A 25,644-nucleotide genomic window follows, 5' to 3' on the forward strand; every position below is an offset into this window, starting at 1 on the left:
CGCCAAGAATCGCCCTGATTCCAACGCTTCGCGGGGCGCCGCGACGGTCCTACGGTGGGACGAGTGACCCTCGACAACTCTTCTCTCGCCCTGCACTGGTTCCTTCCCACCTACGGCGACAGCAGGGCGATCGTCGGCGGCGGACACGGCACGCGAGTCGGCGCCGCGGGCGGAGATCGTCGCGCGAGCATCGGGTACCTGTCGTCCATCGGCCGCGCGGCCGAGGAGTTCGGCTTCACCGGTGCACTCACCCCGGCCGGCGCGTGGTGCGAGGACGCGTGGCTCACCACGGCGATGCTCGCCCGCGAGACCGAGAAGCTCGCATTCCTCATCGCCTTTCGACCGGGTCTGATCAGCCCGACCCTCGCGGCGCAGATGTCGGCGACGTTCAGCAATCATGCGCCCGGCCGACTCCTGCTCAACGTCGTCACCGGTGGCGAGGCTCACGAGCAGCGTCAGTACGGCGATCACCTGTCCAAGGACGAGCGGTACGCCCGCACGGACGAGTTCCTCACCATCGTCCGCGGCCTCTGGCGCGGCGAGTCGGTGACGCACCAGGGCACGCACATCCAGGTCGAGGACGCGTCGCTGCCGTTCCTCCCCGACCCCACGCCTCCGCTGTACTTCGGCGGCTCCTCTCCCGCTGCGGGCCCGGTGGCGGCGGACCACTCCGACGTGTATCTCACGTGGGGTGAGCCGACCACGGCCGTGGCGAAGAAGATCGAGTGGATCCGCGGACTCGCGGCCGAGCGCGGACGCACCGTGCGCTTCGGCATCCGTCTGCACGTGATCACCCGCGACACGTCCGAGGAGGCCTGGAAACAGGCGGGCGCGCTCGTCGAGGCGCTCGGCGAGGACGCCGTCGCGACGGCGCAGTCCAACCTGGCGCGGAGCGAGTCGGTGGGCCAGCGCGCGATGCTCGCTCTGCACGAGGAGAGCCGCAGGACCGGGTCCTGGAAGGACCCGCGCGCACTCGAGATCTCCCCCAACCTGTGGGCCGGTGTCGGCCTGGTGCGCGGCGGGGCCGGAACGGCCCTCGTCGGGAGCCACACCGAGGTGGCCGATCGCATCGCGGAGTACGCGGCCGTCGGCATCGACGAGTTCGTTCTCTCCGGTTATCCACACCTCGAGGAGCTGTACTGGTTCGGCGAGGGTGTCATCCCCCAGCTGCGCAGCCGCGGATTGTTCTCCGGCGGCGCCGCGGCACGCGCCACGGGCCACATCCCGTTCCTCCCCGCCCGATGACCACCGAACCCGGCCCGAAGACCCTGCCGCCGGTGCTCGACGACGACGCTGCGCTGGCCGTCGCCGCCGCGCTCGGGGCGAAGATCGCCCCGTCCGCGATCGAACGTGACCGCGATCGACGGCTGCCCGGCCCGGAACTGGACCTGCTGTCCGCGTCGGGGCTGCTGGGCATCACCGTGCCCGCGGAGTTCGGCGGCAGGCCGGTCTCGGCGCGCACCCTCGCCTCGGTGTTCCTCTCGCTCGCTCGCGGGGACGCCAGCATCGCGCAGATACCGCAGAGCCACATGACCTTCCTCGACGCGCTGCGGCGACAGGGATCGACGGAGCAACAGCGACGCTTCTTCGCCGAGGCCCTCGCCGGTCGCCGCTTCGCCAACGCCCAGAGCGAGCGCGGCACACCCTCCATCGCGGTCGACCGGACCACGGTGACGTCCCGTCCGGACGGCACCTCGTCGCTGAACGGCACCAAGTACTACTCGACGGGCGCGCTCTTCGCACACTGGTTGGTGGTCCGCGGCGTGCAGGCGAGCCCCGGCGAGCAGGGTGATCAGAGCCGAAAGGTGCTGGCCTACATCCCGCGGACGCACCCGGGGTGCTCGTCGAGGACGACTGGGACGGGCTCGGGCAGCGCACGACGGCCAGCGGCACCGTGACCCTGACGGACGTCGTGGTGCCCGCCGACTCCCTCGTGCCGTACTCCGCCCTGTTCGACGACGCGACCACCTACGGGGCGCGCGCTCAGCTGCTGCACGCCGCCATCGACGCCGGCATCGCCCGCGCCGCCGTCGACACCGCTCGCGAGGTCGTGGTCGTCGCTCGCCCTCCGGTGGACGCCGACGTGGCGACGGCCGACCGGGATCCGTTGCTGCTGCAGCAGTTCGGCGAGGTGGAGATCGGGGTGCGCGGGGCCGAGGCGCTCGTGCGCGAGGCCGGCGAGGCGATCGACGTCGCCGAGCGCGAGCTCACACCGGACAGCTCCGCGGCGGCCTCCATCGCGACAGCAGCGGCCAAGGTCGCCTCGGCGCGTGCGTCCCTCGACGCCACCACGGCACTGTTCGACGCGGGCGGAACTCGCAGTGCCGCAGCCTCTCTACGGCTGGACAGGCTGTGGCGCGACGCGAGGACCCACACGCTCCACGACCCTGTGCGATGGAAGACTCAACACGTCGGCCGGTACGCGCTCACCGGGGCGCACCCGCCGCGCCACGGACTGATCTAGTCGCGTACCGGTGTCGCGGCGTAGGGACGCCCGAACTGCGTTCGCACACCGTCGGAATACAGCACGGAGTCCGGCGGACGGGAGGCCAGGTCCCCCACGCCCGCCGCGGCCATCAGCTGGTCGTCGCAGCACACCAGGGTCGCCGCGCGCAGCGGCCACCGGCGGTGGGTGTTGGGGACGAAGACGGGTCGGCCCGCGACGGACGTGTGCATCCCCCACCGAGCAGTGAGGAACACCGACAGCGGATCGTCGGACATGTCGGTGTCGCCGGGGGACACGGTGAAGTCGGTCGTCGCACCACGGTGCGGCGGTGCCAGTCGCCGAGAGCGGTAGCCGACGACCCGGTTCCGAGGATCACCGTCGTCGACGATGTCGATGTGCGACCAGCGGTACCGCACCCCCGCCGCGTTCGTGGCCAGCACCACTGCGGCACGGGTGGCGTCGAGAGAACGGAACACGACCCCTCGGCGACCGTCACCGTCACGGCTGTAGAGCCGCACGTTGATCTCGCCGAAGGTTCCGAGTCGCGGTACCGGTCGGCCGTACCCCAACCCGGCCCCCACCATCTCGAAGCCGATCAGTCCGACATAGGTGTACCCGTCCATCGTGTCGGGGACGATGCCGCGAGGCAGCAACGGCGCGACGACGTCCGGGGCGACACGCCAGTGCAGGAACACGAGGCGTTCCCACCGCTGGTCCATGATCACGGGGCGCGGCAGCACAGGCGGGCGAGGCCAGAGATCGACGCTCCGATCACGCACCGAAGAGGTTCTTGGCCTTGAGGATCAGCTCGTAGACACCCCAGGCGAAGGGAACCCCGACCCACAGCCAGGACACCACCACGACGGGCACACGCGCGCCCTGCTTCGTCTCGCTCATACCGTCGCCTCGTTCTTGTCGTTCGTAACCTCGTCGGTCGCAGTGCCCGGCGTCGTCGCCTCCGGGTCCGGCTCCGAGTACTTCGGATCCACGGGCTTGATCAGTTCGTTCGCGACGAAGCCGATGGACAGCAGGACGATCATCGTCACGAACGCGGGAACGTACCGTCCGGTGGTTCCCTCCTCGCCGAGGTCGGCGATCGCGTTGACGATCAGTGGTCCGAGCACGCCCGCGACCGACCAGGCCGTCAACAGTCGTCCGTGGATGGCACCGACCTGATAGGTGCCGAACAGGTCACGCAGGTAGGCGGGCGCCGTGGCGAAGCCTGCACCGTAGAACGACAGGATCACCATCGCGCTGACGAGGAACAAGACCTTGTTCGTGTTCGTGAAGAGCGAGATGTACAGGTAGAGAAGCGCGCCCACACCGAGGTAGAGACGATAGATGTTCTTGCGACCCACCAGGTCGGACACCGACGACCACACGAACCGGCCGAGCATGTTCGTCAGCGAGAGGAACGCGACGAAGCCCGCGGCCGCTGCCACCACGGATTCCGGGGCGGTGGGGTCGGGAAAGAAGTCGGTGTAGATGCCCGCGGCGCGCTCGAGGATGCCGATGCCGGCGGTGACGTTGAAGCACAACACGATCCACAGCAACCAGAACTGCGGGGTCTTGACGGCGTTCGCCGCGGACACGCGTGCGGTGTGCTGACCCGCCGGGGTCTGCGGTGGCGTCCACCCGACCGGCTTCCAGTCGTCGGCGGGAACCCGGATCAGCACGACGCCGAGCGCCATGAAGACGGCGTAGCCGAGGCCGAGCGTGAGGAACGTCGTGGCGATCGAGGCATCGGTGTTGCCGCCGTACGCGGACAGGAGCTTGGTGGTCAGGGGCGAGGCCACCAGGGCGCCGCCGCCGAATCCCATGATCGCGATACCCGTCGCCATGCCCGGGCGATCGGGGAACCACTTGATCAGCGTGGAGACCGGGGAGATGTACCCGATGCCGAGGCCGATGCCGCCGACGAGTCCGTATCCGACGATCACCAACCAGAACTGGTCGAGGCTCATGCCGAGGGCGGAGATGAGCAGCCCGGAGCAGAAGAAGAGGAGCGACATCGTCATGGCCCACCGCGGACCGTGCGTCTCCACCTTCGTCCCGAGCACGGCTGCGGAGAGGCCGAGCATGACGATGGCCAGCTGGAACGGGATCGCGGTCATCGTCCCGCTCAGTCCCATGGCGGTGTCGGAGGAGATGGCGGCCTTGAACACGCTCCACGCGTAGGCCTGGCCGATCGCGAGATGAATCGCGAGGGCGGCCGGCGGAATGAGCCAACGGCTCCATCCCGGTGGCGCGACGATACGGGCGCGTTCGAGTACTGCTGGCATGGAGGTCGTCCTTCCGGCGCGGGTCACGCGCTCAGAGGTCGACCGCGTACTACCGTGCTTTCACCGATCCGACTCGTTCCAAACAGGACGACGGCACGGGCGAACGTCAGAGCGTGTCCCGCGAGATCTGATCGGACACCGAATGGGTGTTGTCGGCCGAGATCTCCCGCGTACCGGACCGGGAGATGAGATCGTCGATGCGCTGGTCGAGGCCCACGGTGCGCTGCACGGCGTCCAGGCTCCGGTGCTCGATCTCCGCCACCGCGATCTCGTCCACCACGCGGGACAACGCGGCGACCCGGTCGATCACCTGATCCCACACCGGGATGAGATCGGCTCGGCGCACGAGCACCTCGCGTCGACCCTCCTCGTCCACCGTGTCCCCCTGCGCCTCGAAGGCCGCGGTGAGTTCCGCGTCCAACTGGGCGAGTGCGACCACGTCCACTGCGATCTGCACCAGTTCGGTTCCCGGGTCGAGCTGCGCCCGGGCCACCGCGAACAGGTCCGAGCGCCAGATCCGCGAGGAGAGGATCCGGTCGTGGTACATCCCGGCGAGGAACAGCAGGGTGTCGTAGCGATCGGCGAACCGATCCGCGTCCGTGCCCGCGAGGGTGCGGACGACGTCGGCGCCCCGCGCGTGCAGCGTGTCGAGGCGCTCCGCCGCGGCGCCGCCGAGGATCCCTCGGGCTCGCGAGAGTGGACCCGGTCCGACACCGAGCGGAGTCGGCGTGTGCCGCAACGCCTCGAAGAGGGCGGTGCGCTGGTCGACGTCGAGGTGGATGCCCTCGCGCCGCTCCCGGCGGATCGCGCGGACCCCCGACGCGTAGTGACCGGAACTCATCACGAACCGCGTGCGGTACGACCCCAGTCGACGTTCGAGCAGCACGTGCCGTTGCAACAGAGCCAGGCGCGTGGGCCCGGTGCGCAGTACGGCCGTGCGACCGTCGATCCAGTGCAGCTCCTCCGTGATCAGCCGCAGGGTGCCGAATCCGCCCAGTGCGGGGAACTTCCGGCCGGCGCGCAGGCGCGCGAGCGCGATGCCGCGCGTCTCCTCGTCGAGACGACCCAGTGCGACGAGCAGCGCGGCGCGGTCGGACAGCGGCTCGTGAGCGCGTCCGGACCGGTCCGACTCGATGCGCGTCGACTCGGCGATGGTCCGCACGGTGTCCGCTCGACGGGCACGCACGTCCGCGGGGTCACTCGTCACCGTTCTCCACCTCCCCCACCGATTCTGCAGGTGCCACCAGTGTTGCAGATCGAGTCGGGACACGGTTCTCACGTCCGCGGCCACCCCCGCGCGGCACTACCATCGAAGCGTGACGAACATCGAACGACTACGCCACCTCGCCGGGCTCCACGGCGTCGCCACGTCGTACGAGGGGTGGGACAAGGCCCGCCGCGACGTCGGTGAATCCACCCTCCGCTCGGTCCTGACGGCGCTCGACGTGCCCGTCGACAGCGACGACGACATCGAGACCGCGATCGTCGATCACGACGAGGCACCCTGGCGGCGCACCGTGCCGGCGGTCGTCGTGGTCACGTCCGGCAAGGATCACCACGTTCCCGTCCACGTGCCGCACGGGACGTCCGTGACGGTCACCGTCGAGCTCGAGGACGGCGGCACGCGCGAGGCGGCTCAGCAGGACGTCTGGGTCGACCCCCGCGAGATCGACGGCGCCCTCGTCGGCCGAGCCACGTTCGCCGTCCCGGTCGATCTCCCGCTCGGATGGCACACGCTGCGCGCGGAGGGGGACGACGGTCTCGAGGCGTCGTGCACGCTGGTCGTCACGCCGGCCCGTCTGTCCACCGCCGAGGCACTGTCCGATCGTCAACGATGGGGCGTGCTGGCGCAGCTCTACTCCATCCGGTCCGCACAGTCGTGGGGCATCGGCGATCTGGCCGATCTGGCCGACATGGCGGCGATCCTGGGCGGCGAGCACGGAGCGGACTACGTCCTGGTCAATCCGTTGCACGCCGCGGCGCCGCGGCCACCGATCGAGGCCTCGCCCTATCTGCCGACCACCCGTCGATTCTTCAATCCGCTCTACATCCGCGTCGAGAACATCCGTGAGACAGCGATGCTGCCGCGCGACAGGTATGCCCGCATCCGCGACACCGCGCGCCGACTGCACCGCGCCGACGGTCGCACGGACGATCTGGACAGGGACAAGTCTCTGCGCGCGAAACTCCGTGCGCTCGAAGCGATCTTCCTCGTTCCGCGGAGCGCGTCCCGCCAGGCCGCGTTCGACGAGTTCCGCGCCGCGGAGGGCGTGGGCCTGCACAACTTCGCCACGTGGTGCGCACTGACGGAGAAGCTGTCGCCGGACGACACGCGATGGCAGACGAAGGCCGCCGCCCCCGGCACGCCGTGGGTCCAGCGGCAGCAGGCGAAACTCGCGCATCGCATCGAGTTCCACAGCTGGCTCCAGTGGATCTGCGACGAGCAACTGGCCGAGGCCCAGGCCACCGCGCACCGGGCCGGAATGGCCATCGGTGTCGTGCACGATCTGGCTGTGGGAGTGCAGCTCTCGGGTGCCGACGCCTGGTCCCTGGGTTCCGCACTGGCCGAGGGCGTGACCGTCGGCGCTCCCCCGGACGACTTCAATCAGCAAGGGCAGCAGTGGAACCAGCCACCCTGGCGGCCCGACCGGCTGGCCGAACTCGGGTACGCACCGTATCGCGACATGCTGCGCACCGTGCTCAAGCACGCGGGCGGGCTGCGGGTCGACCACATCCTCGGACTGTTCCGGCTCTGGTGGATCCCCACCGATGCCGAGACTCCCGCGGGCGGCACCTATGTCACGTACGACCACGAGGCGCTCATCGGCATCCTCGCGCTCGAGGCGGAACTGGCCGGCGCCGTGGTCATCGGTGAGGACCTCGGCGTCTTCGAACCCGTCGTCCAGGACTACCTGGCCGAGCGGGGCGTGCTGGGCACGTCCATCCTGTGGTTCGAGCGGGACGACGACGGCCCCATCGCCCCGGAGAAGTACCGCGAGCTGTGCCTGACCTCGGTGACCACCCACGACCTGCCGCCCACCGCCGGGTACCTGGCGGGTGAGCACATCGATCTGCGATCGCGGCTCGGCCTCCTCGAGAGAGCCGTCGACGAGGAGCGTGCGCAGGACGAGGAACAGCGTGAGTCCGTGCTGGACCTCGCGCGCGAGCGTGGCCTGCTCGCGGACGGTGCGTCCACCCGGGAGACGGTCGCGGCGCTGTACCGGCTGATCCAGCGCAGCCCGTCCCTGCTCATCGGAGTGGCACTGGTGGACATGGTCGGCGAGCACCGCATCCAGAACCAGCCGGGAACCGACGAGACCCAGTATCGGAACTGGCGCGTTCCCCTCGCCGACGCCGCGGGCCGCGCGGTCTCGGTGGAGGACCTGCGGCGCGCGGACCCGTTGGTGCAGTACTGAGACGCCCTCACCCCGCCGACGCGGCGGGGTGAGGGTGGTCGTCAGATCGCGCCGAGCAGGGACTCGTCGTCGCGCTTCTCGCCGCTCTTCAGCATCTCGCGCGCGGTGTCGAGTCCTTCCCACACGTTCCACATCAGCACACCGCGCAGCACGGAGTCGTCGTCGAGGTAGTACACGACACCCTCCTTGCCTGGCGTCTTCCAGTCCTCGACCGTCCTGAGGTCGGTGCTCATCGTGCCCACCGCCTGGTAACCGTTGTCGAACACGTCGGAGTAGAAGTACGGCGTGTACGTGTACGGCTCGGTGGAGCCGGCCATGATCTTGCCGACCGTCTTTCCCATGCTGTTGGCGTTGTCCACGTGCTCGATGCGACGACGGCCCAGAATCGCGTCGGGGTAGTTGGCGACGTCGCCCGCGGCGTAGACGTGCTCGTCCGCCGTGCGCAGGAACTCGTCGACCACGATGCCGTTGTCGACGTCGAGCCCCGACTGCTCCGCGAGGTCGGTGTTCGGCGTCACGCCGAGCCCGAAGACCACCGCGTCGGCATCGATCGTGGAGCCGTCGCTGAGGGTCAGCGACACCGCATTGCCCTGCTGCGCACCGGAGTCGACCTTCACACCCGTGCGGACCGTGACGCCGTGGTCCTCGAAGTCCTGCTGGAACACCGACGCGAGGTCCGCGGGAAACATGTGGCCGCCCACCACGTCGTCACTGCTCACCAGGGTGACGGTGACCTTGTTCTGCGCGAGCGCCGCGGCGATCTCGGTGCCGATGTAACCACCGCCCACCACGACGATGTGGGTGCCCTCCGTCGCCAGCGCCCGCAGGCGCCGGTAGTCCGCGAAGGTGCGGAAGTAGACGACCCGCTCGGACGGACGCAGGTCCAGCGTCGTCGGGGTCGCCCCGGTCGCCAGCAACAGCGATCCGTAGTGGTGGGTGTCCCCCTTGTCGGTGGTCACCGTGCGGGCGTCGCGATCGATCGACGTGACCGTCGTCGACAGCACCAGCGTCGCACCCGTCTCCTCGGTGCCCAACGGCACCTCGTCGGTGGTGAACTCCGCGTCGGTCCACAGCTTCTTGCTCAGCGCGGGGCGGGTGTAGGGACCGTCGACGTCGGAGCCGACGACGAGGATGGTGCCGTTCTCGTCGTGCTCGCGGATCCCCTTGGCGGCGTTGTCGGCCACCATTCCTCCGCCGACGATGACGTAGTCGTACTCGGACACGTTGTACCCCTCTTCATGAGCCGTGCGCGCCGACCGAGTCGGGCCGCGCGTCACCTGCACAGGGAGTAGCCGATGCGGGCTCCGCGGAAACCCGACCGTGTCGTACCTGCGTGCTGTGATGAGTTCCGACGCTCGGCCGAGTCACACCCGACGGGCGCATCGTCGTGTCACGTCCGGAAGGGAAGTCTCATGGCCTCACGCAGTTCGGGTGCCACCGCCATCAGCGCGGTCGGCCTCGTCAAACGGTACGGGGGCGTCGACGCACTCGACGGTCTCGATCTCGAGGTGCCCGAGGGCACGGTCATGGCACTGCTCGGGCCCAACGGAGCCGGGAAGACCACCACCATCCGCGTGCTCACCACACTGCTGCGGGCCGACGCCGGCACCGCACGGGTGGCGGGCCTCGACGTCGTCGCCGACGCGGCGGAACTCCGCTCACGCATCGGCGTCTCGGGGCAGTACTCCGCGGTGGACGAGTATCTGACGGGCTTCGAGAACCTCGACATGGTCGGCCGGCTGTACCACCTCGGGAAGAAGCGCAGCCGTGATCGGGCACGTGAACTGCTCGAACGGTTCGACCTCGTCGAGGCGGCCGACCGGCCGGTCAAGGGCTACTCGGGTGGGATGCGCCGACGCCTGGACCTGGCGGGCGCCCTCGTCGCCGATCCACCGGTCCTCTTCCTCGACGAGCCCACCACCGGGCTCGATCCTCGCGCCCGCCTCGAGCTGTGGTCGGTGATCGAGGAACTGGTGCAGGGCGGGACGACCCTGCTCCTCACCACCCAGTACCTCGAGGAAGCGGACCAGCTGGCCGACGAGATCGCGGTGATCGATCGTGGTCGCGTCATCGAGCGCGGCACCGCCGACGAACTGAAGTCGCGAGTGGGCGGAGCCAGGCTGGAGTTCGCCTTCGACACGGACGGCGATCTGACGACGGCGCAGGGCGTCATGGAGCGTTTCGCACCGGGTCAGGTCACCTCCGATGCCGCGTCCCGGCGGCTCACGGTCGGTGCGGACGACGGGACCACCACGTTCGTCGACGCGCTGGTCCTGCTCCGCGAGAACGGCGTCACCCCTGCCGACGCCTCGCTGGGCAAGCCCAGCCTCGACGACGTCTTCCTCACTCTCACCGGCCAGACGTCGACCCGGCCCGACGCGGCCGACCAGCAGCCCAGAGGACAGGAGACGGCCCGATGAACTCACCCGCCACGGCGCTGAGCGACGGCGCGACCATCGCCCGACGCAACCTCATCAAGATCAAGCGCGTCCCCGACCTCATCGTCTTCACGCTGCTGTCGCCGATCATGTTCGTCCTGGTCTTCGCGTACATCTTCGGGTCGGCCATCGAGATCCCCGGGATGTCCTACCGCGAGTTCCTCATCGCCGGCATCTTCGCGCAGACCGTCATCTTCGGGTCCACGTGGACCGGCCTCGGGCTCGCGGAGGACATGCAGAAGGGCATCATCGACCGCTTCCGCTCCCTGCCCATGGCTCCGTCCGCGGTGCTCGTCGGACGGACCAGCAGCGACATCGTCATCAACGTCATCAGCCTGGTCGTGATGTCCCTGACCGGTCTGCTGGTCGGATGGCGCATCCGGTCGTCGTTCTGGGAGGCCGCGGCGGGATTCGGGCTGCTGCTGCTCTTCGCCTACGCACTGTCCTGGGTGATGGCGGTGATCGGACTGTGGATCCGGACGCCAGAGGTGTTCAACAACGCCAGCTTCATCGTCATCTTCCCGCTGACGTTCATCGCCAACACGTTCGTGCAGAGTCAGGATCTGCCCGGGATCCTGCAACCCATCGCCGAGTGGAATCCTGTCTCCGCCATCACGCAGGCGAGCCGGGTGCTGTTCGGGAACACGAACCCGACGATGCCGCCTCCGGACGCGTGGCCACTCCAACACCCGGTGCTCGCGACGGTGGGATGGTCGATCCTCATCCTGATCGTCTTCGTACCGTTCGCCATCCATCGCTACACCAAGGCGGTGAGCCGCTGACGTGCTGAGCCGGGGCGGCCGCACCTCGCGTTCACAGCCTGATCACACGAAGTTCGTGTAGAAATTATCTCCTGTGACGGCAACCAGACCTTCTGCGGAGACTGCAGCGGCCGCCCCGTCCGGCGGGGCGCGCCGACCGCAGGAGATGCTGCGTCGCGCCCGCCGCGCGGACATCGCGGTCCCGGCGATCGCCTTCCTCCTGCTCGCCCCGCTCTACAGCGCACTGTCCGTCGTCGGTCAGCACCAGCTGCGCACCTCCGGTTTCGACCTCGGCATCTTCGTGCAGCAGATCGCCTCGTACGCACGCCTCGACGCGCCGACGTCGGATCTGCTGGGCACGGGCTACAACACGCTCGGTGATCACTTCTCTCCGATCACCGCACTGCTCGCGCCCTTCTACCGACTCGCCCCTGTCCCCGAGACCCTGCTGATCGCCCAGGGCGTCCTGTTCGCCGTGGGTGTCGTGCCCCTCTCCCGGTGGGCGTGCCGCAGCCTCGGCACCGTCGCGGGCATCGTGGTGGCCCTCGGCTACGGACTGTCGTGGGGCCTGCAGTCGGCACTGAACTTCGACTTCCACGAGATCGCCTTCGGCGTCCCGATGCTGGCCTTCGCCATGGCAGCGCTCGGCCAGGGGCACTGGCGTGCCGCGGTGGCGTGGACGCTCCCGCTCGTCTTCGTCAAGGAGGACATGGGGCTGACCGTCATCGTGATCGGCGCCCTGATCGCCTGGTGGACCACGGGTCGCACACGGATTCTGGGCCTGGCGACGGCCGCGTGGGGCGCGGCGTGGATCGTGCTGGCCATCACGGTGGTCATACCGCTGCTGAGCGCCGACGACGCCTACGGTCAGGGTTCGAAACTTCCGCCCCTCGGTGAGGGCATCGCCGACACGACACACGGTCTCGTCAGCGGGGACTCGCGTGCCGCGACCGTGCTACTGCTGTTGGCCGTCACCGGCTTCGCAGCACTGCGGTCACCGTTGACGCTGGTGGCAGTACCCACCGTCGCATGGCGGTTCCTCAGCGACAACACCAATTTCTGGAAGCCGATCTTCCATTACAACGCGATCCTGATGCCGATCCTGTTCGCCGCGTTGATCGATGCACTCATTCGCGGTCGGCGCGACATGCACCTGTCACCGCGTGCCCAGAGAGTGGTGCTCGCCGCCGTCGCCGCCGTCGCTCTGGTCGCGCTGCCCTTCCAGCCGCTGGCTCGGCTCGCCGACGCCGACGGGTGGCGCGTCGACCCGCAGGTGACCACCGCGAGAGCCGTGTCGGCATCCATACCGCCAGGGGACCGCGTGTCGGCCTCCAACAACCTGGTCCCGCAGTTCGTGTCCGACCACCCCGTCTCGGTGTTCCCGCAGCGGGAGACCGATTCCACGACACCGGACTGGATCGTCGTGAACATCGGCCGGCCCGCCGGGTGGCCCAAGGACGAGTCGGGCGACAACACGGCGATCAGTGCAGCTCTCGCGGACGGTTACTCGGTCGTCTCCGACGTGAACGGCATTCTCGTACTTCGTCGGTGACGGGTCAGCGTCCGGGAACGGGATTCGTCCAGCCCGGGTCGGGTGCCGCGTGCCGACCTTCTCCGGACGGCTGCACCGACTGCGGCGCGGTGTCGCTCACCGACGGCGGAGCCGGGTTGCTCACCGACGGCGGAGCCGGGTTGCTCATCGTCGCAGCTCTCGGCGACGGCTGACGGGGCTCGTCGTCGTCACCGGGAGGCGGCGACGGAGGATCGATCGGGTCGCGATCCGGATCGGGGCCGGTGTGCGGCCCAGGACCACCGGACTGCACCTGGGGAGTGGCGGGGAGCGGCGCGGGGCCGGGACCCGGTGTCGGGTCGGGGCGCGACGGTGCGGGGTCCGGCTCGGGAACCGGTGCCGGCGCGGCAGGTGCCGTGACGGCCGGCGTCGGCGCGGGAGCCTCCTCGACCTCGACGACGTCGGCGACGTCGTCGACCACCGGAGCCGGGGCCGTCGCGGGGGGCGGCGGTGCCGTGTCGACCGGCGGCGCGACCGGCTCGGGTGCCGTGACCGCCGGGGCGGGCGGCGTGACGCCGGGGATCTCGAACGGAAGCGGCGGAAGCTGGAAGACGAACGGTGCCGGCGCCGGCGCGGTGCCGTTCTGCACGGCTGCGGCCTGGTCCTCTCGCCGCTCTCTCCGCTCGTCGGCTTCCTGCGCCGCGAGGTCGTCGGCTGCCTGCTTCGCTTCCTTCTCCTGGCGTTCGCGTTCCGCGTCCTCTGCCGCGCGCTCCTTCTGCGACAACTCGTCGCGACGCCTGCTCTCGGCGACCTTCTCCGCCGCCGTGTTCGGTTCGTCGTTCACCGATGTCGGGGCAGCGGACGCCGCGGGAGCGACGAGGACGGACGCGCAGGTCACCAGCCCCCAGGCACCCACGGCCATCGCACTCACGGCCAGACCGGATCCCACTGTGCGTCGGCGGCGTACGGGCGCGCGGTGCGTCATCGTGTGTCTCTCTCGAGTCGTGGCGGGAGGAGGGCCGGAAGACGAATCACGGAGCGGGACAGACGCCGGTGCAGTCGATCTTGCGGACGATGGCGAAGCCGTCGTCGTCCTCCCGCACCGTGAATTGCTGGTCGTACCGGAACTCCCGGCCGTCCGGAACCGTGAGTGTCAGGACGGCGTCGAAGACGAGCGGGTCGGAGGTGGACGCCACGTCGATGCGGTGCCGTATCGCCGGGTCCACCGCGTCGATGGATCGCTGCAGATCGGCCACCGTGGCGTCCACACCGGCCGTGTCGGACAGATCCCAGAGCGCTGCGGCCGCTGCGGCGTCGCGATCTCGGTAGTACAGATCGTCGTAGCGCACGATCACGGCGGGACCACTCGCGCGGGCCGCATCGATCGGCGGCGGCGCCGCCGACGCGGTCTGATCGGCCGCGTCCGCACCGACACCCGCGGTGGCGACCGGGACCGGTGCGGAATCCGCGGGGGCGCGCTGCATCATGACGGCGGTGCCGAGTCCTCCCGCGACGAGAAGGGCACCGAGGGCGGCGAGGGCGGGAAGTCGCCCGCTGCGACGACTCGGCCGGGTGTCGGCAGAGCGCGCGCGCAGTGTCGCCGTCGTGCTGTCGAAGGAGGGTGTGTGGTCGTCGGCGTGCAGACCCGGGTGCGCGTCGGGAACGATCGGGCGTACGGGCCCGCGCGTCCGCATCACGACGGCGGCGACGTGCGACCAGGCGCGGCGAACGTCCGCATCGGAGTCCGACGTGGACGGCACGTCCAGCACGGTGCGGACGCCCGCATCCCCGAGCACGCGTCGCAGATCCGTGGAGCCGGATCGCGAACCGGCATGTACCGCATCGTGTTTGACGACGACGATGCGGTCCGACCAGGTGTCGCGGCCGCTGCCGCGGAGCGAGTCCATCAGTGCCACGACGCGCAGTGCGGCGGCCTCGGAATGGGGAATCGGGACGACGATCGAGTCCGCGTCGTCGATCATCGCGACGAAGTGCTGCTCGTCGCTGCGGGCGTGCACGACGACGGTCTGCCGGTGGTGCGTCAGGACGGTCAGAACGGCCTCGATGGCGTGCGGGTCCTGCAGCGACGCATCCGCTCCGAGAGCATCGTGCCCTTCGGGCCGGGTGTCGACGTAGTGGGACAGTGCTCGCGGATCGCACTCGGGCGCCACCAGGGCCTCGACGTCCTCGGCGATCTGCGCGGCGGCACCGTGCCCGGTGGCCTCACCGGCCAGATCCCAGGCGATCACGCCCCCCGGCCGACGCTCGCCGACCGCGGCGGACATCCCGGCCAGCGCATCGCTGCCGAGGATCTCGCCGAGACCGATGTCGGCGATCACGATGCGGTGTCGGACGGGGAGAGCGCCGGACAGAACCCGCCGATCCTCGCTCTCGGTGGTCCCGGGGTGCGAGCCGAACAACCCGCGGCGGTGCGGTCGCGGTTCGTGTTCGACGCCCGGGGTGAGGAATGTGGACACTAGGCGAGCTCGTCGTGGCTCGGTGCCGAGGTGGACCGGACGACGGGCAGGTGGTGACGACTCCTCATACCCTGTCCCCCGTCCTGTTTTCACCGCCTGTAACGGTCCCCCCGACCGCAGTCGAGGAGAATATAGCGCACACGCACGACGTGCGGGCAGTGCTCGGAGAACCGACTGCCACGAGACGCCGCGCGCGCGGTGGATCAGGAGTGACCGAAGGGCACCGGCGAGTCGCGACGCAGTCCGCTGGCCCGCAGCACCCGGCGACGGACACCGGCGCGCACCGACTCCTCGCTGCCGATGATGCGCACGGTGCGGCGGGCGCGCGTGATGGCCGTGTACAGCAGTTCCCTCGTCAACAGCGACGACGTCTCGTCCGGGATGACCACCGAGACGGTGTCGTACTGGCTTCCCTGACTGCGGTGAATCGTCATGGCGTACACCGTCTGCACGGCCGACAGCCTGCTGGGATGAACGAGGAACGGAGTCGACCCGCGCGCGAACGCGGCGACCACGCCGCTGTGTCCGTCGTCGACGACCACGCCGGTGTCGCCGTTGTAGATACGGTTGTCGTGGTCGTTCGTCGTCACCAGGAGCGGTTGCCCGAGATACCACTGTGCGGCGTCGAGGAAGGTCGAGGTGTCGGCGCCCACGCGGTCCATCGCCCACCGTGCCCAGTGATCCACACCGGAGGGGCCCTCGCGGTGCGCGCACAACAGGCGGTGCCGCTCGAGAGCGGCGAGGGCCGCGGCCGCATCACCGGACGCGGCGGCCGCGGTCACGGCCCGGGCCGTGGAGACCACATCGCGTTCGAGCGATGACACGTCGGACCGCGGACCGAACTCGAGGGCGGGATCGCCCGAGTTCAGCAGGCGCACCACCTCGTCCTCGTCGCCGTCACGCACAGCGACGGCGAGATCGGCGATGACACCGCCGAACCGACGCCCGCGGCTCAGTCGCACGGTGCCCGCGGCGAGTCGGCGCACCTCGCCCGTCGAGAGACTCTTCTCCGACGAGTCCCCCGCCGCCGGGACGGACCCGAGGTCGGCGCCCACCAGGGCGGTGACCACCTCCGGCAACGCCGCCGTCACCGGCCGCGCGACCAGATCGGCCAACACCGCGCCCGCGTCCACCGAGGTCAGCTGGTCGGGATCGCCGACCAGCACGAGCCTGGTGTCGGCGCGGACCGCCTCCATGAGTCGGCTCATCAGCGTGGACGACACCATGGACGTCTCGTCGACGACGACCACGTCGTACGGGAGCCTGTTGTGTGCGTCGTGGCGGAACCGACTGCGGCTGCCGGGCTGCCAGCCCAGCAGCCGATGCACCGTCATCGCCGGGATGTCGTCTCGCAGTCCCAGTTCCGGTGCCTGCTCGGCCACCGACTCCTGCAGTCGCGCAGCCGCTTTCCCGGTCGGCGCGGCGAGCCCGATCCGTAGACCGGGGCCGTGCACGGCGGTGAGCAGAGCGAGAATACGAGCGACCGTGTGCGTCTTGCCCGTTCCGGGGCCGCCCGCGATGACAGTGGTCCACCCGGTCGCCGCGAGTGCCGCCGCGATGCGCTGCCTGTCGGGCACCTCGGTGCTCGGGAAGTAGGTGGCCAGTCCCTGCCGCACCGCCTCCACGTCGACAGCCGGCGCGTCGAGTGCGCGCGCAGCCAGCACGTCCCGGATCACTTTCTCCTGCAAGTAGTACCGCTGTAGGTAGAGCAACGGGCCGTCCGCAGTGTCCACCACGAGCACCGGTCGCAGCGGACCGCTCTCCCCGCCCAGGACGAGTGGGCTCGCCCGGAGGGCGGCCACGACCGCCGCGTCGTCCGGCCACGGCAGAGCGTCCGTGTCGACCCCGTCGTCGGCCGTGACGTCGCGCAGGCGGGTCAGGTCCAGGCACACCGAGCCGACGCGCACCGCGCGCACGGCGAGTGCCACGGCGAACAGCGCCAGTTCGTCCCGTTCCCCGCCGAGCGCGCCGAGTCGGAGGGCGACGTGCACGTCGGCCGCGGTGAGGACGCCGACGTCGTTGAACGCGCGCAGCACTCCCTTGCCGCGCTGCGCGACAGCGCCCGGGTACGCCGCGGTCACGACCGGACTCCTGCGAGCAGATCGGACAGCGCCGTCACGAGATCGGGGGACGGCGCCCAGGAGAAGACCCCGCGCCCGGGCGGAGTGTCCGGGCCGATCATGCCTCGGACGAAGTGGTACTGCACTCCTCCGAGGTGTATCCGGGGGTCGTATCCCGGTCGACGCCACCGCAGATAGCGATGCAGCGCAACGGAATAGAGCAGTGCCTGCAGCGGATAGTGCGACTCCATCATCTCGCCGGCCATGTCCTCGACCGTGAAGTCGTCGACGGTGAGGTCGCCACTTCTGATGCGATTGGTCTTGTAGTCCACCACCACGTAGCGGGATTCGTCGGACGACCCGACACGCAGGACCGTGTCGACACTGCCGGTGAGGTAGCCCCGGAGCGTCCGGTCGTCGAGTCGGCGCATCCGCTGCGGATAGGCCGCGAGCACGTCGTCCGAAGCGAGGTGGTCCGCCACGAGATCGGCGACGGCGTGCACGGTCACGTGCGCCGTCGCGGCGTGGTCACCGCCCGACAACGGGATCTCGAAGTCCATCTCGGCGAGCCTGTTCGACGGGTGGACCTCGGCGAGCGTGCCGGTGCCCGCCGCGCCGAAGTCCAGGGGCGTGCGCAGGACGGCCGTCAGCGCCCGAGAGAGATGATCCGCGTCGATGTCGGCACCGTGTGCCGAGACGGCATCGACACACCGGCGCTGCACCTCTGCAGGCAGATCGTCGACGGAGGTGTCGACGTACTCGAGAATCTCGTGCACCAGGGTGCCGAACGCGGCTCCCGCGGGCAGACCGTTCATGAGCGAGGGGGCCCCCGCGCCCACACCTGCCGCGAACGGGTCCTCCACCGGTTCGTCGCCGAGTATCGGGTCCTCGGATTCGACGACCTCGACCGGCTGATCGTGCGCGCCCGCGGTCAGCGCAGAGTAGGACGTTCGCCGCCACGCGGTGTCCGGCCTCCGGTCGAAGTGCGCGACGGCCAGTGCGCCACCGCTTCTCTCGGACGTCCGCGCGGGCCGGGCCACCACCGTCACGTCCTGCACCGCCTCGACGCCGATCGCGCTGCCGCAGCGCGACTGCAGGGTCGTCGTCGCGGAGGCATCGTCCTGCAGGCGCACCGTCGACTCCGGTTCCGCGATGCCGGGCACTCTGCCGAAGAGCAGTCGATGCAACGGGGACGCCGCCGTGATCGCCGTCGGTGCCCACCACAGCACCAGACGGCACTGCGCGCGGGTCAGAGCGACGTAGAGGAGGCGCATCTCCTCGCCCGCCGCCTCCTCGTCGTGGCGCTGCTTGCGTTCGCGGTACCCCGGAGTGGAGGACCCACCGACGTCGCGCACACGCGCACCCTCGTCATCGTGGAAGAGCAGGGTGTCCGGATCGAACGATCCGGCGGCACCCCACGCGAACGGGACGTACACGATCGGGAACTCCAACCCCTTCATCGCGTGCACCGTGGCCACCTGCACGGCCTCGGCATCGCTGTCGAGCCGTCGGCTGCGGTCGGCCACAGCGCCGCTCGTGGGGTCCTGGATCCGGTCGGCCAGCCAGCGGGTCAACGAGGTCACCCCGTGTCCGCCCTCGAGCGACTCGCGCTGGACGAGTTGCGCGACGTGCCGCAGGTCCGTCAGATCGCGTTCACCGGATTCGGTTGCCAGCAGACGTTTCTGGAGCTCGGTGGATCCGGTGAGATTCTCGACCATCGCCGCGAAGCCCACCCCCGTGACGAGCGCGGACCACTCGCGGCAGCGCGCACTCAGTGCGGAGGTCGCGGCGTCGCCACCCTCGTCGAGGCTGCGAGCAGACCATCCGAGCAACGGTGTGAGCGCGGCGCGCCGCACGACGTCGGCACGGTGCGGTTGCTCCAGTGCCTGCAGGAGCAGCAGCCAGTGCACCGCGGACTCGGTGGCGAACACCGACGAGCCGCCGTACAGCACGGACGGCACGCCGGCGCGCTCGAGAGCGGACCGCACCTGCTCGGCCTGTCTGCCCGACCGGACGAGCACGGCGATGTCTCCGGGAGCGACAGGCCTCGGCGACGCGCCGTCGACCGTCAGCGTCGCGTCGCCGTCGAGAAGCGCGACGATGTCCTGCGCGACGTCGTCGGCGATACGCAGTCGAACCTTCTCGGTGGCCGGGAGGCCCTTGTTGTTCAGCGGACCGGAGCCCGTTCGACCGAACACGCGCAGGCGCACTGGAAGCAGCGGGTCCCGCGTCGTGGCGGCCAGCAGACGAGGTTCCCGGTGCGATGCCGTCACCGGAGTGACGACGATGTCGGGATGTCCCAGTGCGGCACCCTCGTACAGGTGCGCGAGCGAGCCGATCACGGCCGCGTCGCTCCGCCAGTTGGTGGTGAGTGCCAGATGCCGGTCCGCCACCGCGACCGCGTCGAGGTAGCTGAGCACCTCGGCGCCGCGGAACGCATAGATGGCCTGCTTGGGATCACCGACGAGAACCAGGGTGCAGTGCCCGTGGAACGCCCTCCGCAGGATGGACCACTGCAGCGGGTCGGTGTCCTGGAACTCGTCGACGAGCACCACCGTGAACTTCTCGCGGACACGCGCGCACGCGGCCGGGCCGTGCGTCTCGTCCGACAGCACGCCGTGCAGGAGTTCGAGGAGGTCGTTGAAATCACGGACCCCGAGCCTCCGCTTCCGGCGCTCGGTCTCCTCCCGCGCCTCGCGGGCCACCGCGACCCGCTGACCGGCCGCCGTGTCGTCGGGAGCGTCCGGACTGAGCACGGCCCGCCGGTCCGAGACCGCGGCCCGGGCCACCGTGCGCGCCTGCGCGACGGTCAGGGGCGGCGAACCGACCTCTGCGCTGTAGCGACGCAGATACAGGTCGTCGACCACGTCGTCGACGAGATCGTCCACGGACTCGACGAAGGTCGCGTCCGGTTCCCGCTCGCCCGCGATCCCGAGTCCGTCGAGCATGCGTTGGCAGAAGCTGTGCGTCGTGGCGATCGTCCCGGCGTCGAACTCCGACAGCGCCGTCAGCAGCCGAGTGCGCCGCAGCACCACCTCGTCGTGGTCGACGTCGGCGAGCAGTGCGATCAGCTCGTCACCGCCCGTACGGGCCGCCGACGGATCCGCCAGGGCGGCCGCGACCTCGGCGAAGCGTGCACGCGTGCGTTCGCGAAGCTCGCGCGTCGCGCCCTTGCTGAACGTCACCAGCAGTACGCCCGCGATGTCGGTGACGCCCTCAGCGACGTAGCGGGCGGCGAGGCCCACGATGGCGTAGGTCTTGCCCGTGCCGGCGCTCGCCTCGAGCACGGTGGTGCCCAGCGGGAGCGGCCCTGTCAGATCGAACGTGCTCATCGCTGCTCCGATCTCTCGAGAGCGCTCATCGCTGCTCCATGCTCTCGTGGGTGAGCAACGGCTGCCACACTCGTCGCGCGAGCACACCGAAGCGCGTGCCGTCGGCCGACCACGCCGCCTCGTCGGCGGCCGGAGGAATCGCTGTCCACTGCCCGAAGTCGACTCCGCTTCCGTGCACCAGAAGTACCGCCGGCTCCGTGACGTCGCCGAACCGATCCGAGAACTGCTGAGCTGCCGCCGCGAGGGCCATCTCCTCGCTGCTTCCCCGAACGACTCTGGTGGCGTATGCCTCCCCGGACTTCAGCGCCAGGGGCAGTGGCTCGCGCAGACCGCGGTCGCGCAGGTCCGCCAGCTCTGCCAGAACCGCGCGGGCGTCCTCGGGTGTCGTGAGGGTCGACCGCGACACGGGCCGTGAGGACCGACCCCGCGCGGTGGTGACCGCCGTCCATCCGTCCGAGCCGCTCTGCGCCGCGACCGCCAGCAGGTGTATCCAGGCCTCCAGTCGCCGCTTCGGGGCCATCCTCGAATAGGACGTGCGCGCCACGGTGGTGCCGTGCACCCCGGGAACGGTGCCCGTGAGCCGCCGCCCCCCGTCCAGATCCACGACGACGTCCACACTCTCCGGCGGCCCGACGTGGATCTCGGCCGCCGCGTCGGCGATGGGCACCACGTCGTTCTCGATCTGCTCGAGCAGGCGCGCACCCTGGGCGAAGGGCGGCAGCGTTCCGCGGCGCCATTCCGCGGCCCGGAAGTCGGCCAGTTCCACACCGGTCAGGAGCGCCGACAGCATGCGCTCTCCGATGTCCCAGGCCGACAGCGCGTCCAGCTCCACGGCGAGGGCGTCGACGACGTCGTCGTCCCGCCCCGACAGACCCACCTTCAATCGCTGCCGCACGAACGCGGTGACAGGGCTCTGCACGAACGCCACCAGCTCCGCCAACGCCACGTCCGCGGAGTCTCGCGCTGGAAGCGGACCGTCGAGGAACGGCTGCCGCGGCACGAAGGGAGCGCTCGCCGCCACCGCGCCCGCGAGCGCGGCACTGTCGAACCCGGCGGGAGCGCTGCCGTCGAAGATCGACGGATCGAACGGCTGCAGCGGGTGCCGCGTGACCGCGCGGTTGTTCTCGACCCCCGCCGTGGCCGCCACGACCTCGATGACCTCGGACAACGGGATGGCGGGAGGTTCGTGGGCACCCGACACCGGATTCGCCCCGGTGTGGAAGAGAACCAGTTTCTCGCCGGCCGACATGAGGGCGTCGAGCAGCAGCTGACGGTCCTCGCTGCGGATGTCACGCTCGCCGATCAGCGCACCGCGTGCGAGGACGTCGTCGCCGTCGAGGTGGCCGGCGCGCGGGAAGACGTCGTCGTCGAGCCCGAGCAACACCACCACCCGGTGCGGCACCGACCGCATCGGGACCATGGTGCACACCGTCAGTTCTCCGGTGCGGAAGTTCGATCGCGTCGGGCGCCCGGCCAGGCGATCGCGCAACATCGACCGGATGTCGGCGAGCTGCAGGGAGATGTCGTCACCGTGTTCCAGCGCGGCGGACAGTTCCCGCAGCGCGTCGACCCGATGTCGGACGTCTGCCGGCCCGACCTCGGTGAGCAGGTCGATCGCTCGGATCAGGCTCGCGCGCCACGTCCGGACCGGATGCTCGCCCCGCATACCGCGCAACACGACAGAGACCCGGTCGACCAGTTCTGCGTACCGACCGGCGAGATCGATGTCGTTCCCGTCGACGTCGTCCACGGGAAGAGCCAGGCCCAGCCAGTCCCCCGTGGTCTCGTCGGCAGCGGCGCCGAGGAGCAGTCGGTCCATGGCCGCGGTGAACGTGTTCTGACGAAAGTCGCCCAGACCGAACAACTCTCGCTGCACAGAATCGATGCCCCAGCGCGCACCGGACACCCGTGTCCACTCGGCGAGACGTTCGAGATCGTCGTCGGAGAAGCGGAACCGGGTCCGCACAGCCTCGGACGCAGCGAGATCGAGCATCTGCGACGCGGTGACGCGGTCCCCTGCCATCTCGATCATCGCCGCGATCACGTCGAGCACGGGATTGGTGCGCCGGAGCCCCCGATCCGCCAGCCGCACGCGGAGTCCGTGCGCCGGGTGCGCCGAGGGATCACCCACCGCGCCCTCGTTCCCGAAGGCCGCTCGCACGAGCGGAGCGAAGGTGTCCACGTCCGGGCACATGATCAGGACGTCGCGCGGTTCGAGCGTCGGATCGTCCTGGAACAGGTGCAGCAAGGTGTCGCGCAGCACGTCGACCTGCCGGGCGGGGCCGTGGCAGGCGTGGATCTGCACGCTGTCGTCCATCCCCGGGACGTCGGGCGCGGCCGGGGCGCGGTCGGCCACGATGTCGTTCTGCATCCGCCTCAAGACGGTCGTCGACGCCTCGACACGCCGCGCGTCGGACCGCTCCGGATCGGGGAGATGGCGGTCCGCATCGGCCGTCGGTTCGAGAAGCGGTTGCAACTCGCGCACGTCGCGGCCGAGGCTCACCAGCAGGGGATGACCCGCCGTCGACACCGGCGGCGCGTCGACACGCCGCACCGACCCGGCGCCCGCACGCCGGGACGTCGCAGCCCACGAGACCGGGCTGGGGTGTGGCAGCCACAGATGGACGTCGCGGTGATCGGCCACCGCCCGCAGCACGCGTCGCTGCAGGGTGGTGAGACGGGTCGCCCCGAACAGGGACAGGCGCGACGGAAGATCGAGCATCGACCCGTCCTCGGCGAGGGCGTCGCAGACCGGGTCCAGTCTCTCCGCGGGGCCGGGCACCCCGATGCGCTCCCGCACCCGGCGCCACAGCTCCGCCTGCCACAGGAGATCCGGCGCGAGCGGGGCACCGGCGCCGTCCGTGTCGGCACCGGACGCCCAGTCGACGATCATCGAGGGCCGTTGTGCGGCATACGAACGGAAGAGCCCGGACACGTGGGACGCGGTGGACCAGCGTCGACCACGGCGGTGATCGTCGGGCGCCGCCGCCGCACCGCCGATGCTCCGGGAGAGAACCGAGCACCAGGGTTCGGTCGAACACTCGTCGATCACGCGTAGGACAGTCCACAGCAACGGGCCCGCGGCCCACGGATCCGAGTCGGCGTCCACGCCCGTCACCACGGCCAGGACGTCGTCGACCAGGCGGCCGGGCGACGGGAAGTCGATGTTCGCCGCGATGCCGTCCGACACTCCTGCCGCCCCCAACGAGAGGGAGAGCCGTTGTCGGAGCCACCGCTCCACGCCCTTCGCCGGGACCGCGACGACGTCTGCGGCGAAGGCGTCCGCGAGGGGCTCGGCGAGCAGCGTCGCGAGACCGGTGGCCAACGTGCTCGCGCGTTCGGCGCGGTGGAGCTCGAGCACGTGGCCCTCCTGGAACGTCATGGTGTCCCACCGACCGTGAGGTCCGGTGTCGACCCGACCGTAGCGCCCGGCTCCGACAGATCGCCGTTGACATCCACTGTGCCGTGGTTCACACTCAACCTGTCAGACAGCCTGACAGCAAGCGAAGGAGAACGCCGTGGCCGCCACCCGTACCGAGCACGACCTGCTGGGAGAGCGCGAGGTGCCCGCCGACGTGCTGTGGGGCATCCACACTCTGCGCGCCACCGAGAACTTCCCCATCACCGGACGACCGATCTCGTCGAACACCAAACTGATCCGCGCGCTGGCCGCCGTGAAGTACGCGGCCGCGGCGGCCAACATCGAACTGGGTCTTCTCGACCAGGTGCGCGGCGACGCGATCCTGCAGGCCGCCCGCGAGATCCTGGACGGCCGGTGGCACGACCAGTTCGTCGTCGACGTGATCCAGGGCGGCGCCGGCACGTCGACCAACATGAACGCCAACGAGGTCATCGCCAACCGCGCGCTGGTGCTGCTCGGCCACCGTCCGGGCGAGTACGCGCACCTGCACCCCAACGAGCACGTCAACCTCGGCCAGTCGACCAACGACGTCTACCCGACCGCCTGCAACATCGCGACGATCCTCGCGGTGGCCGAACTGTCCGAGTCGATGCGCATCCTGCAGGACGCCTTCCGCGCGAAGGCAGAGGAGTTCCGCTCCATTGTCAAGATGGGCAGGACCCAGTTGCAGGACGCCGTGCCGATGACACTGGGCCAGGAGTTCGGCACGTTCGCCGTCATGATCGACGAGGACCGCGCCCGCCTCGAGGAGGCGTCACTGTTGGTGCACGAGATCAACATCGGCGCCACCGCGATCGGTACCGGACTCAACGCCGCCCCCGGCTACCGCGAGGCAGCGGTCCGGCACCTCCGCGAGATCACCGCACTCCCCCTCGTCAGCGCGACGGATCTCGTCGAGGCCACGCAGGACGTCGGTCAGTTCGTGCATCTCTCGGGAGTACTCAAGCGGTGCGCCGTGAAGCTGTCGAAGGTGTGCAACGACCTCCGCCTCCTCTCCTCGGGACCGCGTGCAGGGTTCGGCGAGATCGACCTGCCCGCAGTACAGGCGGGCTCGTCGATCATGCCCGGCAAGGTCAACCCCGTCATCCCCGAGGTGCTCAACCAGGTGGCCTTCCAGGTCATCGGCCAGGACGTCACCATCACGATGGCGGCCGAGGCAGGTCAGCTGCAGCTCAACGCCTTCGAGCCCATCATAATGGAGTCGCTCACCTCCGGCATGACGCACCTGGGTGCGGCCTGCCGGACGCTCGCGGACAAGTGCGTCGTGGGGATCACCGCGCACGAGGCCCACCTGCGAGACAGCGTCGAACACTCCATCGGACTGGTCACGGCACTCAACCCGCACATCGGATACCAGGCCGCCACCGAGATCGCCAAGGAGGCACTCGAGAGCGGACGAGGAGTCGCGGAGCTGGTGCTCGAACGCGGCCTCCTGACAGCGACACGTCTCGAAGAACTGCTCCGCCCCGAACATCTCGCGAACCTCCAGAACTGAGGACCC

Annotated in this window: 16 protein-coding genes and 1 pseudogene; 7 read left to right on the forward strand and 10 right to left on the reverse strand. The window is 70.0% G+C overall.

The window, feature by feature from the left end; translation table 11 throughout:
- The first annotated feature begins 63 nt into the window (after positions 1-63).
- Positions 64-1,245 (forward strand): LLM class flavin-dependent oxidoreductase, encoded by a 1,182-nt coding sequence (locus HQ306_RS16670; protein ID WP_308115444.1) that lies wholly within the window; start codon positions 64-66, stop codon positions 1,243-1,245.
- Positions 1,242-2,464, forward strand: a pseudogene (locus HQ306_RS22775) (SfnB family sulfur acquisition oxidoreductase). Before HQ306_RS16670 ends, HQ306_RS22775 begins: the two are co-directional and overlap by 4 nt.
- On the opposite strand, the gene HQ306_RS16680 reads toward HQ306_RS22775, so the two are convergent.
- From HQ306_RS16680 to HQ306_RS16690, 4 genes are all read right to left on the reverse strand, one after another.
- Complete coding sequence (locus tag HQ306_RS16680; protein ID WP_308115446.1) at positions 2,461-3,225, reverse strand: DUF2071 domain-containing protein; 765 nt, start codon at positions 3,223-3,225, stop codon at positions 2,461-2,463. The pseudogene HQ306_RS22775 and the gene HQ306_RS16680 sit on opposite strands and share 4 nt — an antisense overlap.
- Positions 3,218-3,343, reverse strand: coding sequence for a hypothetical protein (locus HQ306_RS22270; RefSeq protein ID WP_261770158.1), 126 nt, complete (start codon positions 3,341-3,343; stop codon positions 3,218-3,220). Before HQ306_RS22270 ends, HQ306_RS16680 begins: the two co-directional genes overlap by 8 nt.
- Positions 3,340-4,728, reverse strand: a complete 1,389-nt coding sequence (locus tag HQ306_RS16685) for an OFA family MFS transporter (RefSeq protein WP_222632760.1) — start codon at positions 4,726-4,728, stop codon at positions 3,340-3,342. Before HQ306_RS16685 ends, HQ306_RS22270 begins: the two co-directional genes overlap by 4 nt.
- A 106-nt stretch (positions 4,729-4,834) precedes the next feature.
- On the reverse strand, positions 4,835-5,935 hold the full coding sequence (locus tag HQ306_RS16690; RefSeq protein ID WP_222632761.1) for a hypothetical protein: 1,101 nt from the start codon (positions 5,933-5,935) through the stop codon (positions 4,835-4,837).
- Between the two features lie 109 nt (positions 5,936-6,044).
- Between HQ306_RS16690 and malQ the strand changes: the two genes are divergently transcribed.
- Positions 6,045-8,144: a 4-alpha-glucanotransferase gene (gene malQ, locus HQ306_RS16695; RefSeq protein WP_222632762.1), complete on the forward strand. Its 2,100-nt coding sequence runs from the start codon at positions 6,045-6,047 to the stop codon at positions 8,142-8,144.
- A 41-nt stretch (positions 8,145-8,185) separates the two neighbouring features.
- On the opposite strand, the gene HQ306_RS16700 is transcribed toward malQ, so the two are convergent.
- Entirely contained in the window at positions 8,186-9,367 is a 1,182-nt protein-coding gene (locus HQ306_RS16700; protein ID WP_308115447.1) for an FAD-dependent oxidoreductase, read from the reverse strand.
- Positions 9,368-9,556: 189 nt separating this feature from the next.
- Here HQ306_RS16700 and HQ306_RS16705 point away from each other — a divergent pair, with 189 nt between their 5' ends.
- From HQ306_RS16705 to HQ306_RS16715, 3 genes are all read left to right on the forward strand, one after another.
- Entirely contained in the window at positions 9,557-10,564 is a 1,008-nt protein-coding gene (locus HQ306_RS16705; protein ID WP_222632763.1) for an ATP-binding cassette domain-containing protein, read from the forward strand.
- Entirely contained in the window at positions 10,561-11,364 is an 804-nt protein-coding gene (locus HQ306_RS16710; RefSeq protein WP_222630815.1) for an ABC transporter permease, read from the forward strand. The genes HQ306_RS16705 and HQ306_RS16710 overlap by 4 nt, the downstream gene beginning before the upstream one ends.
- Positions 11,365-11,437: 73 nt before the next feature.
- Positions 11,438-12,895, forward strand: a complete 1,458-nt coding sequence (locus HQ306_RS16715; protein ID WP_222632764.1) for a DUF2079 domain-containing protein — start codon at positions 11,438-11,440, stop codon at positions 12,893-12,895.
- Between the two features lie 4 nt (positions 12,896-12,899).
- Here the strand turns inward: HQ306_RS16715 and HQ306_RS16720 are convergent, their stop codons facing one another.
- From HQ306_RS16720 to recC, 5 genes are all read right to left on the reverse strand, one after another.
- Complete coding sequence (locus HQ306_RS16720; RefSeq protein ID WP_222633005.1) at positions 12,900-13,838, reverse strand: hypothetical protein; 939 nt, start codon at positions 13,836-13,838, stop codon at positions 12,900-12,902.
- A gap of 46 nt (positions 13,839-13,884) precedes the next feature.
- Positions 13,885-15,330, reverse strand: a complete 1,446-nt coding sequence (locus HQ306_RS16725) for a hypothetical protein (protein ID WP_222632765.1) — start codon at positions 15,328-15,330, stop codon at positions 13,885-13,887.
- A 203-nt stretch (positions 15,331-15,533) separates the two neighbouring features.
- The gene (gene recD / locus HQ306_RS16730; protein WP_222632766.1) at positions 15,534-17,411 is read right to left on the reverse strand and encodes an exodeoxyribonuclease V subunit alpha; all 1,878 of its coding nucleotides are present in this window, start codon (positions 17,409-17,411) and stop codon (positions 15,534-15,536) included.
- Complete coding sequence (locus tag HQ306_RS16735) at positions 17,408-20,722, reverse strand: UvrD-helicase domain-containing protein (RefSeq protein WP_222632767.1); 3,315 nt, start codon at positions 20,720-20,722, stop codon at positions 17,408-17,410. The genes recD and HQ306_RS16735 overlap by 4 nt, the downstream gene beginning before the upstream one ends.
- Positions 20,723-20,747: 25 nt before the next feature.
- Positions 20,748-24,083 (reverse strand): exodeoxyribonuclease V subunit gamma, encoded by a 3,336-nt coding sequence (gene recC, locus HQ306_RS16740; RefSeq protein WP_222632978.1) that lies wholly within the window; start codon positions 24,081-24,083, stop codon positions 20,748-20,750.
- A gap of 157 nt (positions 24,084-24,240) precedes the next feature.
- Between recC and HQ306_RS16745 the strand changes: the two genes are divergently transcribed.
- Positions 24,241-25,638 (forward strand): aspartate ammonia-lyase, encoded by a 1,398-nt coding sequence (locus tag HQ306_RS16745; RefSeq protein WP_222632768.1) that lies wholly within the window; start codon positions 24,241-24,243, stop codon positions 25,636-25,638.
- The last annotated feature ends 6 nt before the right edge of the window (positions 25,639-25,644 follow it).

This window comes from Rhodococcus sp. BP-160 (genome assembly GCF_019836205.1).
In the GTDB taxonomy this organism is placed as follows: Bacteria; Actinomycetota; Actinomycetes; order Mycobacteriales; family Mycobacteriaceae; genus Rhodococcoides.

Excerpts from the sequence above, each read along its gene's own strand:
- HQ306_RS22270 (WP_261770158.1), bottom strand. The coding sequence starts at position 3,343 with ATGAGCGAGACGAAGCAGGGCGCGCGTGTGCCCGTCGTGGTGGTGTCC.
- HQ306_RS16685 (WP_222632760.1), bottom strand. The coding sequence starts at position 4,728 with ATGCCAGCAGTACTCGAACGCGCCCGTATCGTCGCGCCACCGGGATGG.
- HQ306_RS16705 (WP_222632763.1), top strand. The coding sequence starts at position 9,557 with ATGGCCTCACGCAGTTCGGGTGCCACCGCCATCAGCGCGGTCGGCCTC.
- HQ306_RS16710 (WP_222630815.1), top strand. The coding sequence starts at position 10,561 with ATGAACTCACCCGCCACGGCGCTGAGCGACGGCGCGACCATCGCCCGA.
- HQ306_RS16720 (WP_222633005.1), bottom strand. The coding sequence starts at position 13,838 with ATGACGCACCGCGCGCCCGTACGCCGCCGACGCACAGTGGGATCCGGT.
- HQ306_RS16735 (WP_222632767.1), bottom strand. The coding sequence starts at position 20,722 with ATGAGCACGTTCGATCTGACAGGGCCGCTCCCGCTGGGCACCACCGTG.